11 protein-coding genes are annotated in these 13,042 nt (G+C 49.1%); 8 read left to right on the forward strand and 3 right to left on the reverse strand.

Annotation, left to right across the window (positions count from 1 at the left end):
* Window positions 1-55 precede the first annotated feature (55 nt).
* From LZ24_RS02955 to asnS, 3 genes are all read left to right on the forward strand, one after another.
* Window positions 56-1,378, forward strand: coding sequence for a S41 family peptidase (locus tag LZ24_RS02955; protein WP_144682187.1), 1,323 nt, complete (start codon window positions 56-58; stop codon window positions 1,376-1,378).
* A gap of 146 nt (window positions 1,379-1,524) precedes the next feature.
* On the forward strand, window positions 1,525-2,637 hold the full coding sequence (locus LZ24_RS02960; protein WP_144682189.1) for a divergent polysaccharide deacetylase family protein: 1,113 nt from the start codon (window positions 1,525-1,527) through the stop codon (window positions 2,635-2,637).
* Window positions 2,638-2,647: 10 nt separating this feature from the next.
* Window positions 2,648-3,994: an asparagine--tRNA ligase gene (gene asnS, locus LZ24_RS02965; RefSeq protein ID WP_144682191.1), complete on the forward strand. Its 1,347-nt coding sequence runs from the start codon at window positions 2,648-2,650 to the stop codon at window positions 3,992-3,994.
* A gap of 641 nt (window positions 3,995-4,635) precedes the next feature.
* Here asnS and LZ24_RS02970 read toward each other — a convergent pair.
* Window positions 4,636-5,016 carry a VOC family protein gene (locus tag LZ24_RS02970; RefSeq protein WP_144682193.1) on the reverse strand — a complete coding sequence of 127 codons (381 nt, stop codon included), beginning with the start codon at window positions 5,014-5,016 and terminating at the stop codon, window positions 4,636-4,638.
* 577 nt (window positions 5,017-5,593) lie between these two features.
* On the opposite strand from LZ24_RS02970, the gene LZ24_RS02975 reads away from it, so the two are divergent.
* The 3 genes from LZ24_RS02975 to recD2 are packed head-to-tail and all read left to right on the forward strand — an operon-like array spanning window position 5,594 to window position 9,090.
* On the forward strand, window positions 5,594-6,304 hold the full coding sequence (locus LZ24_RS02975; RefSeq protein ID WP_144682195.1) for a septal ring lytic transglycosylase RlpA family protein: 711 nt from the start codon (window positions 5,594-5,596) through the stop codon (window positions 6,302-6,304).
* Between the two features lie 8 nt (window positions 6,305-6,312).
* Complete coding sequence (gene gmhB / locus LZ24_RS02980) at window positions 6,313-6,903, forward strand: D-glycero-beta-D-manno-heptose 1,7-bisphosphate 7-phosphatase (protein WP_144682197.1); 591 nt, start codon at window positions 6,313-6,315, stop codon at window positions 6,901-6,903.
* A 15-nt stretch (window positions 6,904-6,918) separates the two neighbouring features.
* Window positions 6,919-9,090, forward strand: a complete 2,172-nt coding sequence (gene recD2, locus LZ24_RS02985; protein WP_144682199.1) for an SF1B family DNA helicase RecD2 — start codon at window positions 6,919-6,921, stop codon at window positions 9,088-9,090.
* Here the strand turns inward: recD2 and LZ24_RS02990 are convergent.
* Window positions 9,058-9,753 carry an NUDIX hydrolase gene (locus LZ24_RS02990; RefSeq protein ID WP_144682201.1) on the reverse strand — a complete coding sequence of 232 codons (696 nt, stop codon included), beginning with the start codon at window positions 9,751-9,753 and terminating at the stop codon, window positions 9,058-9,060. The genes recD2 and LZ24_RS02990 overlap by 33 nt on opposite strands.
* A 159-nt stretch (window positions 9,754-9,912) precedes the next feature.
* Here LZ24_RS02990 and LZ24_RS02995 point away from each other — a divergent pair, with 159 nt between their 5' ends.
* Window positions 9,913-10,557, forward strand: a complete 645-nt coding sequence (locus LZ24_RS02995; protein WP_144682202.1) for a TIGR04211 family SH3 domain-containing protein — start codon at window positions 9,913-9,915, stop codon at window positions 10,555-10,557.
* A gap of 139 nt (window positions 10,558-10,696) precedes the next feature.
* Window positions 10,697-12,310 (forward strand): L-aspartate oxidase, encoded by a 1,614-nt coding sequence (gene nadB, locus LZ24_RS03000; RefSeq protein ID WP_144682204.1) that lies wholly within the window; start codon window positions 10,697-10,699, stop codon window positions 12,308-12,310.
* A 3-nt stretch (window positions 12,311-12,313) separates the two neighbouring features.
* On the opposite strand, the gene ubiE is transcribed toward nadB, so the two are convergent.
* On the reverse strand, window positions 12,314-13,024 hold the full coding sequence (gene ubiE, locus LZ24_RS03005; RefSeq protein ID WP_144682206.1) for a bifunctional demethylmenaquinone methyltransferase/2-methoxy-6-polyprenyl-1,4-benzoquinol methylase UbiE: 711 nt from the start codon (window positions 13,022-13,024) through the stop codon (window positions 12,314-12,316).
* Window positions 13,025-13,042: the final 18 nt, after the last annotated feature.

A 13,042-nucleotide genomic window follows, 5' to 3' on the forward strand; every position in this document is an offset into this window, starting at 1 on the left:
AAACAGGATAAAAAACTGGTTTTTTTAAAGTCAGGTATCCTCCCAAGGAGTTCTCATGCCTTTTAAAATGTCAAGAGCACGTTATATTCTGGCGGCAACAGGTATTGCCGTTCTCATGATTCTGGGTTCCGCCGGTTTTCACAAAACGGTTTTTGCAAGGGGAAGTGCAGAGACTTATAAGGGACTTAAGGTTTTCAGTGATGTTATAGAAGAAATCGAAGCCAATTATGTGGATGAGGTAAAGACCGAAGACCTCATTAAAAAAGCCATTCAGGGCATGGTTGGCAGCCTTGATCCCCATTCGGCATTTCTTCCGCCCGAAGCCTTTGAGGATCTTCAGACCGATACCAAAGGCGAATTTGGCGGTATCGGTATTGTCATTACCACCAAGGACGGACTTCTCACGGTTGTTTCGCCCATCGAGGGAACACCGGCCTTTAAGGCTGGAATAGAAGCGGAAGATGTGATTGTGGAAGTGGATGGTGAATCCACCAAAGACATGATGCTCTGGGAAGCTGTAAAAAGGATGCGTGGCCCCAAGGGAGAAGCCGTAGAAATAAAGATTTTCCGTAAAGGCCTTTCCGATCCCCTCGAATTTACGCTGATACGGGACATGATTCCCATAGAAAGTGTGCGCTATGCGGTTCTTCGGCCCGGATACGGTTATGTCTGGGTAACCAATTTCCGTGAAAATACAACGGATGATCTGAAAAAAGCTCTTCAGATCATCAAACAGGAAAACAGCCTGAAAGGTCTGGTGCTGGATCTCAGGGCCAACCCCGGTGGTCTTCTGGATCAGTCTGTTTCAGTCGCGGATCTCTTCCTTGACGGAGGAGATATTGTTTCCATACAGGGAAGAAAAAGGGCGAATCCTCAGGTATTTCGGGCGAAAAGAAGGGGTACGGAACCCGCTTATCCCATGGTTGTTCTGATTAATTCGGGCAGTGCCAGTGCCTCAGAAATTGTGGCAGGAGCCCTTCAGGATCATAAAAGGGCAGTTATTCTGGGCACAACTTCCTTTGGTAAAGGCTCCGTTCAGACAGTGCGGCCTTTAAAAGACGGATATGCCCTGAAATATACCATTGCCCGTTATTATACCCCCCTTGGCAGATCCATTCAGGCAGAAGGTATTGTGCCGGATATCCGGGTTCCCCATCTGATCCTTGAAGAAGATAAAAAAGAAGAAGACCGTTTTTTCCATGAGCGGGATCTGAAAAACCATATTGACGGAAAGGGTCTTTCAGACTCTGAAGGCGTTTCAGAAGAAAAAAAGGAAATAGTTTCTTCGGGCCTGGATTTAAAAAAGCTCATGAGAGATCAGCAGGTACAGAGGGCGCTGGATATTCTGATTGGTTATAGTATTTTTGATAAAAAATAAGATGATTTAAAAGGTATCCATATTTTTTTCATTTAATAAAAACATTGGTTCTTCCGAATCAGGATGAGATGAATAAAAACCGCCGCATGATCTGCGGCGGTTTTTTCTGTATCCTTGAAGGGCCAAATATATAAAGCGATTTTTGTATGACCAAAAAAAAAATAACAAAAACCGGTGAAAAAAAGAAAGCAGCAGGAAAAACCGGAGCCAGAAAATCCCCTGCAAAGAAGGCTTCCGCTTCCAAAGGTAAAAAGAGTTCTCCTCCTTCTGAAACCAATCAGGGCCCCATGGCACTTTTACTTCTCCTGATTCTTGTGGTGGGAACAGGGTTGGCAGCCCACCTTTTTTTTAAGCCGTCCCAGAGGGATGTCTCCCTTAAAGGGGATAAAGATATTTCCTCTCCCCTCTCCCGTATTCATAAAGAACCAAGGGTTATCAAGCCGGAAAAACCAGTCTTAACCATTGAAAAAACATTAAAAAAACCGGAAATAATCCGTCAGGAGGAAAAAAGCATTCCCACCTACGAGGTGTTTCCCAAAAAGGAAGTGGAAAGGGAGAGGGTCCAGCCTGTAAAGGAAAAAAGGCCTGACCAACCGGTGGTTGCCATTATTATCGACGATATGGGCTATGATCCTGCCATTGCCGAAGCCTTTATGGCTCTGGACATTCCCCTGACTTTTTCCGTCCTTCCCCACAGTCCCCATGGTGTGAGAATAGCAAACAGGGCCCATGAAAGGGGGTATGAAGTGATGCTGCACCTTCCCATGCAGCCCGTGGAATATCCCCGTATCCATCCGGGACCGGGTGCTTTGTTCCTTTCAATGGAGCCTGACGAACTGATAGAGACTTTAAGGCATAATCTCTCGGCCATTCCCCATATCCGGGGTGTAAACAACCACATGGGCTCCGCCCTTACGGCATCGGAATCCCATATCAATCAGATTTTTACGGTGTTAAAAAAAGAAAATCTGTTTTTTATTGACAGCAGAACAGCCGCAGACAGCCGGTGCCGCCCCTCTGCCAGAATGTTTCAGCTTCCCTTTGCCGAAAGGGATGTTTTTTTAGATCATATCCAGCATAAAGATGCCATAAAAAGGGAGCTGGACCGGCTTTTTCGCATCGCAGACAAGCATGGCAATGCTCTGGGTATCGGTCATCCCCACAGGGTTACCCTGGAAGAACTTCAGCGGGTACTTCCCGGGGTGAAGGACAGATACCGCTTTGTTTATGCCTCTGAATTTGTGGCCTTTGTGGAGTAAAGGAAAAAAAATGAAACGCATGACGGTTCAGGAAATGCTGTCTTTCAAGGAAGAACGGATGGAAATCCGTATCATGGGATGGGTTCGGACCCGGAGAACGGGCCGGGAACTTACTTTTATTGAAGTCAATGATGGCTCCTGTCTTGCCAGCCTTCAGGTTGTGGTGGAGGCTTCCCTTCCCTTTTATGAAGAAATGAGCCGTATCACAACGGGCAGTTCTGTCTGTGTTACCGGAGATCTGGTATCGTCGCCCGCAGAGGGTCAGGCCTTTGAACTGAAAGCCAGAGACGTGCAGGTTTATCAGAGGGCTCCGGAGTCCTACCCTTTACAGAAAAAAAGACACAGCGATGAATTTCTGCGCAGCATTGCCCATCTGCGTCCCAGAACCAACAAATACGGAGCCATGTTCCGCATCCGATCGGAGATGGCCTTTGCCGTTCATCATTATTACAGAAAAAAGGGGTTTTCCCTTCTCCATACCCCCATTCTTACGGGTTCGGACTGCGAGGGTGCAGGAGAACTTTTTTCCGTTACTGCCGGTGAAAAAGGTGAGGCTTTTTTCGGAAAACCTGCCCACCTCACCGTATCCGGGCAACTATCCGCAGAGATGTTTGCCCTGGCTCTGGGCAGGGTATATACCTTTGGCCCCACTTTCCGGGCGGAAAACTCCAATACATCCCGCCATGCTGCGGAATTCTGGATGGTGGAGCCTGAAATGGCCTTTGCGGATCTTGATGATGCCATGGATCTTGCGGAGGATTCCCTGAAATTTCTCGTATCCTGGGTGATGGAGCATTGCAGGGAAGATCTCTCCCTCTTTACCCGCTTTGTGGATAAAGACCTTGCAGGGGTTCTGGAACGCATCATCAGCGAAGACTTTGCCCGCATCACCTATACGGAAGCTGTGGATCTGCTCCTGAAAAAGGGATCGGGTTTTGAGTTTCCCGTGGTATGGGGGGAGGATCTGAAATCGGAGCATGAACGGTTTCTTGCGGAAAATATTTTTTCAAAGCCCGTTATTCTTTATAATTATCCCAAAAATATCAAGCCCTTTTATATGCGCCTCAATGATGATGAAAAAACGGTGGCAGCCATGGATCTTCTGGTTCCCCGCATCGGAGAGCTGATGGGCGGAAGCCAGAGGGAAGAAAGGGAGGATATTCTGGCCATGAGGATGGATGCCCAGAATCTTTCACGGGAAAGTTATCACTGGTATCTGGAGTCAAGACGCTGGGGTTCGGTGCCCCATGCGGGATTCGGTATGGGATTTGAACGCCTTCTTATGCTGGTAACGGGTGTGTCCAATATCCGGGATGTTATTCCTTTTCCAAGAACACCCGGAAATATTGAATTTTAAATTGAAAGTAACTGTTCAGCACAGTTTTCCAAGTACCATAGCTGCAATACAGACGCACAGGCCCCAGGCTATTTGCCCGTGACGCAATCTTATTCGGGAGCTTTTTGCCCTGTGCGGAAGCGGAAAAAACCCCCCGCCACAGGCAGGATAAGCTTTTTGATTACCATAGCAGACCTCAGCACGCTGCCTTTGTGGCGGCCCAGACAGTTTGCCGCTTCTTTCGCACAGGCCTGCAAAGCTCTGATCCGAAACGATTGCAATGTCACTTGCAAATAGCCACGGAGCCTTGCAACAGTACAAAGCTGCTGCAACTACAGTATTGGCAGTGCGGAATAAACTGTGCTGAATAATTACAATTCTGATTACTACCCTGACTCAGCCACAGTTTGCTGGTCAGGTTGTTGTCAGGCCTATGGTGCGGGCTTTAACACGGGCAGGCGCAAGGCCTGCCCCTACGAATGGTTTTTAAAACCCTGTTTTGTGTAGGGGCACCCTTTACGGGTGCCCGCTAACATGCGTAAAATCTGGTCATATAATTTCCATGGTGAAGGTTAATATGGCTGAAAGACAGTGGTAATCAGAATTACAATTGAAAAAAATAAGGCAGCTTATCCGTATCTGAAGGAGAAGCTGCCGGTTTTTTAAAGGCTGTGGTTTTCCGGCAGAATTTCTGTCCAGTACCCATCCGGATCCGCAATAAAGTAAATGCCCATTTCCGTGTTTTCAAAGACCACACATCCCATTTCCCTGTGTTTTGCAAGGGCGGCTTCGTAATCTTTTACGGAAAAGGCCAGATGAATCTCATTGTCTCCCAGATTATAGGGTTTTTCCCTGTCCCTTAACCAGGTGAGTTCCAGTTGAAAGGGTGTGGTTTTATCCCCGAGATAAACCAGTTTGAAACTCCCGTCTTCCGGCGCATACTCTCTGACAATTTCAAGATCCAGCGCTTTTTTGTAAAAATCCAGACTTTTTTCAAGGTCAAATACGGTGAGGTTGGCGTGAAGCCAGGTAAAGGCACCCATGGATAACTCCTTTTTTTATACTGTTAAAGGGCATAATCTGAACCGGTTTCTATGTATTCTTAAAGGAAAAATAAGTCAAAGATCTTGTTTTTTTGTAATTATTCAGCACAATTTATTTTGAACTGCCAATGCTGTAGTTGCAACAGCTTCGTACTGTTGCAAGGCTCCGTGGCTATTTGCAAGTGACATTGCAATCGTTTCGGATCAGAGCTTTGAAGCCCTGTGCGAAAGAAGCGGCAAACTGTCTGAGCCGCCACAAAGGCAGCGTGCTCAAGTCTGATATGGTAATAAAAAATCTTATCCTGCCTGTGGCGGGGAGGTTTTGCCGCTTCCGCACAGGGCAAGAAGCTCCCGAATAAGATTGCGTCACGGGCAAATAGCCTGGAGCCTGTGCATCTGTCTTGCAGGTATGATATGAAAAAGTGTGCTGAACAGTTACGTTTTATTTATCATATCTGCTCTCTTGTGATAAAATCAGTGGTTTATCCGGATATGGACGTAAGTGCCTCCGGATGAATACCATGGCATTATGGCATAAAGCATTCACCTTTGATAAGAAATCCGTTCGGGGTAAAAAATGATATCATTAAGAACATATGGCCTGATGGCCCTTGTTGTGCTTTTTCTGCTGGCTTCCTGTGCAACAAAGGCACCGGAACCTTCTTCAAAGCCTGCCGGGCAGCGGCCTTATAAGGTTTTTGGAAAATGGTATTATCCCATTCCCGATGCTTCCGGTTATCGTGAAAGGGGTATTGCTTCCTGGTATGGTTCGAAATTCCATGGAAAAACCACGGCCAACGGGGAAAAATACAATATGCATGCCATGACGGCGGCCCATAAAACCCTGCCCTTTGGTACCCTTGTTGAGGTGAGATGTATAGAAACGGGGAAAAAAGTACAGGTTCGCATCAATGATCGCGGGCCCTTTGTCCGGGGAAGAATCATTGACCTTTCCTATGCTTCAGCCAGAGCCATCGGTCTGGACAAAAAGGGGGTGGGGCCCGTGGAGGTCAGGGCACTGGCTTCGGAAAGCCGAAGGCCAATAGATTTGAAAAAGGGTGTTTTTGCCGTTCAGCTGGGTGCCTTTACTGAAAAAAATAATGCAGATCGTCTTGCGGCAAATTTGAAAAAAGAAGGACACCGTACCCGTATCCTTAGCCACAGACAGGACGGTACTGTTTTTTACCGTGTCCGTGTAACAGGATATACGGATCTTTCTGAGGCAAAAAAAGCGGAGAATCACTTCCGCAACAAAGGGTATGAAGGTGCCATGACGGTTGCTGAATGAAGGAAAAAATGGTGAAAAAAGATTGTGGAAAAGGGGTTGTTTTTCTGGACAGGGATGGTGTTATCAACCGGGATTCTCCGGATTATATCCGCTCTGTATCTGATTTTCATTTTATCCCCGGCAGTGCCGAAGCCATAGGAAAACTTTTTGCAGCCGGTCTGGATGTGATTCTGATCACCAACCAGTCTGTCATTAACCGGGGATGGGTGACGGAAGAAAAATTATCAGATATTTTTCAGCATCTTTGTCAGGGTGTGGCGCTTTTTGGTGGAAAAATAAAAGATATCTTTTATTGTCCCCACAGACCCGATGAGGGATGTTCATGCAGAAAACCCGGCCCCGGTCTTTTTTTTCAGGCGGAAAAAAAGCATGGTATGGATCTTTCCGAAAGTATCATGGTAGGAGACAGTGCCAAGGACATGCAGGCGGCAGAAGCCGCAGGTGTGGGAAGAAAAATTCTTGTAAAAACAGGAAACGGCCAGAAGGATATGGCCTTTTTAAAAAAAAACGGACCCCTGCCCGATTATCTGGCAGAAGATCTGGCAGATGCCGTTGACCGGATTCTTTCCGGATCTGTTTTTTCCTGTAAAAAATACTGAAACGGTTGGATTTCAATGATTGTTCTTCAGGGAAGACTGGACAGTATCCGATTCTCAAATCCTGAAAACGGATACACTGTGGCCCGCTATACACCGGATGGTTATCAGACGGAAATAACCATCGTGGGAGTTCTTTCGGGCGTGCGTGCCGGTGAAACCCTGCGCATTGAAGGTGAATGGGAAAAGCATGTAAAATTTGGGGAACAGTTCCGCATTCTTCAGTTTGAAGTGATTCTTCCGGATACGGCCCGGGGAATCCGCCGCTATCTGGCATCCGGGGTTGTTCCCGGCGTGGGAGCAGGGATGGCGGAAAAACTGGTGGCCTATTTCGGTACCCATACCCTTGAAATACTGGACAGCAGCCCTGAGCGTCTTGAGGAGGTGCCGGGCATAGGAAAATCCAAAGCCAGCGTCATTGCCAAAGCCTGGAAGTCCTACCATGCCATACGAACCCTCATGGCCCTTATGGCCAGAATCGGTGCCTCCCCTTCTTCGGGGGCTAAAATTCTGCATACCTATGGAAGCGAAGCCCTGCAGCTGGTGCAGGAAGATCCCTACCGCATCTGCCGGGAAATACCGGAGGTTCCCTTTGAGGTGGCGGACCGTCTGGGTCTGGCTGCGGGAATGGAAAAGGATGCCAGTTCCAGAATCAGTGCCGGTCTTTTACATGTTCTGGAAAGGGCCGGATACTCAGGCCATGTTTTTTTGCCGGAAAGGGAGCTTTTAAACAAAGCTTTGCGTCTTCTGGGAGGAAACCGGGAAAAGCTGGCAGAGGCCCTTTCCTCTATGGAAAAGGAAAGGGTGATTGTGGCCGAAGAGGGAAAAGAGCAGCGCCACATTTATCTCTCAGATATGCATGGTGCTGAAGCGGGAATCGGTTTGCGGCTTTCAGCCATGCTCAGCATTCCTTCTCCTGATAATATGAGGCCGGATCTGTCTTCCCTTGAGCTCTCGGTACTGAAGGGGCTGGCCATCCGCCTTTCCGAAGAACAGCTCAATACCCTTTCCCGTCTTCTGGAGCATCGGGTGGCCATCCTCACGGGGGGGCCGGGTACGGGAAAAACCACCCTGATACGGAGTATCTGTGCCGTTATGGGGGAAAGGGGAGCAAGAATTCTTCTGGCCGCACCCACGGGAAGGGCTGCCCGAAGACTTGCCGAAGTTACCGGCCGCAAGGCCCTGACCCTGCACCGTCTGCTGAAATACAATCAGATGGAAAGCCGGTTTGAAATGAACAGGGATCATCCCCTGGATCTGGACATGCTCATTGTGGATGAAGCTTCCATGGTGGATATTCTTCTCATGTTTCACCTGCTTTCTGCCGTACCCGTCAATGCAAGGATACTCTTTGTCGGGGATGTTTCCCAGCTGCCTTCCGTTGGCCCCGGCAATGTGCTGGCGGATCTGATCAGCTCCGGAAGAATCCCCTCTTTTACCCTGACAAGTATTTTCCGTCAGGCTGCTGAAAGTCCCATCGTCCTGAATGCCCACCTTGTGAATCAGGGCAGGATGCCGGATTTTACTCCTGTGGAAGAAGGCCGTCTGTCGGAGTTTTATTTTATCCGTCAGGGAAGCCCGGAAAAGGTGGTGGAAACCATCGTTGCCCTCTGTTCCCAAAGGATTCCCGAGCGTTTTGGTTTTGATCCATTAAAGGAGGTGCAGGTACTGACCCCCATGCACAAGGGCGAGGTGGGTACCCTCTTTCTCAATCAGGTGCTGCAGAATGCCCTGAACCCCCTGAAACCGGGGAAAAAAAAGCATATGGGATCTTTCCGCCTTGGGGACAAGGTGATTCATTTAAAAAATAATTATAAAAAAGAAGTGTTTAACGGTGATATCGGTCAGATCTGTGAGATAGAGGAAGGAGAAGGCCTTCTGCTGGTGGATTACAGCGAAGGCGAGGGCGAAAGACAGGTAAGTTATACCCTTGAGGAGCTGGATGAGCTGGCTCTGGCCTATGCCATCAGTGTGCATAAATCCCAGGGGTCGGAATATCCCGCAGTCATTATTCCCCTGATGCCGGAGCATGCGCCCCTTCTCCAGCGGAACCTTGTCTATACGGCCATGACCCGGGGAAAAAGACTGGTTATTTTTGTGGGCATGTCCCAGGCTCTGGACATGGCCATCCGTAACGACAGGCCCACCCGCAGGTATTCAGATCTTTCCCGTCGTCTGGATTCCCTCTGATACGGGGTGCAGTGTTTCTGTGATTTCCAGAAGACTTTTAATGATCTCTGCGGTGATCCCCCATATGAGGCCTTTGGGTGTAAACCAGAAAAGAACGGGATGACGCACACCACCCCAGGGACGGGCATAGCGTTCCGGGAGTCCCAGTTTTTCCACGGGCAGAAGAATTTCCTTTTCCCCGTTTTTTTTTGTCACCACAGGGTGGGCCATGATCTGTATGGTGTGTATTTCCGGAGGATGTGTTCTAAACCAGTCCAGGGGCAGGGTGAAAATACGGGAGACTTCATCGGGGTTGGGTGTCATCCCATCAAGGTTTTTCACTTGCACACGGGCCACAACAGGCGCTACGGTAAGACCCATGACGGTCATGAGGATGTCCATTCTTCCAAGAACTTCTATGTTTTCAGAAGACAGTCCAAGCTCTTCCCTGCTTTCCCTTATGGCCGTTTCACAGGGATTGGCATCTTCGGGATCCATCATGCCACCGGGAAAGCAGATTTCTCCGGCCTGACGGATACCATCGGCCCGTTCTTCAAAGAGCAGGTGTACGCCGTCTTCCATCTGGATAAGGGGTAGAAGAACGGCCGTATTTCTGTAACGCCGTCCATAATGAAAGCCCGGCCTGAGGGGCAGTCTGGCTGCAAGCTGTTCAAAGGGAAACATAGATTATCCTTAATTTTCATAATAATGGTGGTAAGGCAGCATGGTCAGCATAGTGATATGAAAACTTTTTTCAAGGGGATTATGATTCATTAAAAAAATCTGCTGTCGGATTGGGGGCGTTTTTTTTGAATAATGGCTTCTGTAACTTGAGGATGATACATGAAATCTTATTTAAAATTTTTAATCATGATGTCTTTTTTATGGCTGAGTGCAGGCAGTGTTCTGGCGGAAATGGCCTACGTAACCGATGAACTTCAGTTTATGGTACGCACGGGTAAAAGTACGAGTAATAAAATTGTGGCCATTGCCCGCTCCGGAGACAGGGTGCAGAAGATGGAAACCGATGGAGACTGGACCTATGTGAAACTGGCCGATGGGAAAGAAGGCTGGATGCTGGGGCGTTTTCTGGTTCCCGATCCTCCGGGTAAGGTGCGCATGATTACCTTTGAGCGGGAGCATGAAAGGCTGAAACAGCGCTTCAGCAGTCTGGAAAAGGAAGCAGCGGAACTCCGTGAAGAGAATAAAAATTTCAAAAAGACCCTGACGGAAAAGAAGACAAATCTTGAAATAACGGAATCCGCCCATAGGCAGCTCAAGGAAGATGCAGCGGAGTTTCTGGCTTTAAAGGAAGAAGCGGCAAAAATGCGCAAAGAGCTGGAAGCACAGGATCTTCTTGTAAAAGATATGGATGCCAGACTGCTGGAACGTAACATCAAGATGTTTGCCTTGGGTGCAGGGGTGCTTCTGGTGGGTATGCTGCTGGGCGGCTCCATGCGGAAAAAAAAGAAAAGCTCATTTTATTGATGTGAGGCCCGATGGCGCAGCGCAAAGCGTCCCCGCCGTCAAGGCCTTGGGCAGAAGGCTTTTTTTGCCCATGGTATGCCGTTATCAGTGTTACGAACCCGTTTTGATGAAAAAAGCCCCTTTAAAAAGGATTTTTAAGATGCGTATCCACAGCGATTTTCTGGTTTTAGGCTCAGGCGTTGCCGGTCTGATGTTTGCTCTGAAGGTGGCGGATCATGGCAGCGTGGCTGTGGTAACCAAGGCGGAGATTTCGGAAAGCAATACGGTAAGGGCGCAGGGGGGGGTCGCTTCGGTATTTTCCGATACGGATTCCTTTGAACTGCACGTAAAGGACACCCTGGCTTCCGGTGCAGGTCTCTGTGATCCCGAGGTAACGGATATGGTGGTCAGAAATGGCCCGGAACGTATCCGGGAACTGATGGACATGGGGGTGAAGTTCAGCCATGCCGATGAGGAGCATCTGGATCTGGGCAGGGAGGGCGGACATTCGGAAAAACGTATTGTCCATGCCCTGGATATGACGGGCTGGGAAATTGAATCTGTTCTGGTGTCAAAGGTCAGATCCCATCCCAATATCAGCGTGTACGAACACCACATTGCCATTGACCTGCTGACCCACGCCGCCCGCATCCGGCGGGGTCTCATAGTAACCAGCCATGAAGAACGCTGCTGCGGGGCCTATGTGCTGGATATTGCATCGGACCGGGTGTGTACCTTTACGGCACCGGTCACGGTGATGGCCACCGGCGGCGCAGGCAAGGTCTATCCCTACACCAGCAACCCGGATGTGGCCACGGGGGATGGCATTGCCATGGCCCACAGGGCAGGGGCTTCGGTGGCCAATCTTGAGTTTGTTCAGTTTCACCCCACCTGCCTTTACCATCCGGAGGCCAAGAATTTTCTGATTTCAGAAGCTGTCCGTGGAGAAGGCGGCATTCTTCGCAATGCCATGGGTGAGGCCTTTATGGAGCGCTATTCTCCCCTGAAGGATCTGGCCTGCAGGGATGTGGTTGCCCGGGCCATAGATACGGAACTCAAACGAACGGGAGATGATTCCGCTTTTCTGGATATTTCCCATAAATCTTCTGATTTTATAAAAAAACGCTTCCCTAATCTTTATGCCAGATGCATGAAATTCGGGATAGACATGACCTCTGATCCCATCCCCGTGGTACCTGCCGCCCATTATATGTGCGGTGGCATTGCAACGGATCTTTCGGGCAGAACGGATATTTCCAGTCTTTATGCCATCGGAGAAACGGCCTGTACGGGTCTGCACGGTGCCAACCGGCTGGCAAGCAATTCCCTTCTTGAGGCGCTGGTTTACGCCCACAGGGCAGCTGAGGATGCCCTTGAGCGTTTTAAAAGTACCCAGCTTCCTTCAAATCTTCCCGAATGGGATGAAATGGGCACCACAGACAGTGATGAGGCCGTCATGGTGGCCCATAACTGGGATGAAATCCGCATGTTCATGTGGAACTATGTGGGCATTGTGCGTTCGGATAAACGTCTGGCCCGGGCAAGGCGGAGAATAGACAACATACAGATGGAAATTCAGGAATACTACTGGAATTTCCGGGTGACATCGGATCTGATCGAGCTGCGCAACATTGCCCTGGTGGCGGAACTCATCATCCGCAGTGCCCAGCGCCGCAAGGAAAGCCGGGGACTCCATTACTCCATTGATTACCCTGAGCGTGATGATGTGAACTGGCTCATGGATACGGTGCTGAAGCGCAGCAGCAGGGCATAGGGGTTATGCTGCGGGCGGTTTCTGCCCTGTATACAGGGTGGCAACGCTAAAGGTCAGGGGGGTGAAGGCAACCCCATGAAATCCCTGCTCTTCAATAATTTCAGAAAATTCTGAAGGCTGCGGAAAGGCCATGACAGAGTCTGGAAGATAGGTATAGGCAAAGTTGCTGGAGAAAAGTCCGCCGATAAAGGGAAGAATACTCTGAAAATAAAGAAGATAAAGTTTTCTGAGGAGTCCTTCCGGAGGTGTGGCCAGTTCCAGCACGGCAAGTCTTCCACCGGGTTTCAGGCAACGGTAAAATTCACCAAGGGCCTTTTTTCTGTCCTGAATATTGCGGATGCCAAAGGCAATGGTGATGGCATCAAAGCTGTTATCCCCAAAGGGCAGGTGCAGGGCATTGGCTGGCTTCAGTTCAATGGAATCTTCCATTCCGCAGGATCTGATTTTTTCCCTTCCGATTTCAAGCATTTTTTCGGAAAAATCCACGCCAAGGACAAAGGCCTCCGGATGCTGGCGGATGACTTCCATTGCCACATCCGCAGTACCGCAGGCCACATCCAGCACCTTCGCCTTTTTGGGCAGTTTGAGGGAGCGGACGGCCCTGCGCCGCCAGAGGGTATCCTGACGCAGGCTTAAGAGGCGGTTAAGAAAATCATATTTCGGTGCAATGGCATCGAACATGCTCTGGACAAAGGGAATTTCTTTATTTTTCATTGACAAGGCCGTCACAGG

This window comes from Desulfobotulus alkaliphilus (assembly GCF_007830435.1).
Classification (GTDB): domain Bacteria; phylum Desulfobacterota; class Desulfobacteria; order Desulfobacterales; family ASO4-4; genus Desulfobotulus; species Desulfobotulus alkaliphilus.

Excerpts from the sequence above, each read along its gene's own strand:
- LZ24_RS02955 (WP_144682187.1), top strand. The coding sequence starts at position 56 with ATGCCTTTTAAAATGTCAAGAGCACGTTATATTCTGGCGGCAACAGGT.
- LZ24_RS02960 (WP_144682189.1), top strand. The coding sequence starts at position 1,525 with ATGACCAAAAAAAAAATAACAAAAACCGGTGAAAAAAAGAAAGCAGCA.
- asnS (WP_144682191.1), top strand. The coding sequence starts at position 2,648 with ATGAAACGCATGACGGTTCAGGAAATGCTGTCTTTCAAGGAAGAACGG.
- LZ24_RS02970 (WP_144682193.1), bottom strand. The coding sequence starts at position 5,016 with ATGGGTGCCTTTACCTGGCTTCACGCCAACCTCACCGTATTTGACCTT.
- LZ24_RS02975 (WP_144682195.1), top strand. The coding sequence starts at position 5,594 with ATGATATCATTAAGAACATATGGCCTGATGGCCCTTGTTGTGCTTTTT.
- gmhB (WP_144682197.1), top strand. The coding sequence starts at position 6,313 with ATGGTGAAAAAAGATTGTGGAAAAGGGGTTGTTTTTCTGGACAGGGAT.
- recD2 (WP_144682199.1), top strand. The coding sequence starts at position 6,919 with ATGATTGTTCTTCAGGGAAGACTGGACAGTATCCGATTCTCAAATCCT.
- LZ24_RS02990 (WP_144682201.1), bottom strand. The coding sequence starts at position 9,753 with ATGTTTCCCTTTGAACAGCTTGCAGCCAGACTGCCCCTCAGGCCGGGC.
- LZ24_RS02995 (WP_144682202.1), top strand. The coding sequence starts at position 9,913 with ATGAAATCTTATTTAAAATTTTTAATCATGATGTCTTTTTTATGGCTG.
- nadB (WP_144682204.1), top strand. The coding sequence starts at position 10,697 with ATGCGTATCCACAGCGATTTTCTGGTTTTAGGCTCAGGCGTTGCCGGT.
- ubiE (WP_144682206.1), bottom strand. The coding sequence starts at position 13,024 with ATGAAAAATAAAGAAATTCCCTTTGTCCAGAGCATGTTCGATGCCATT.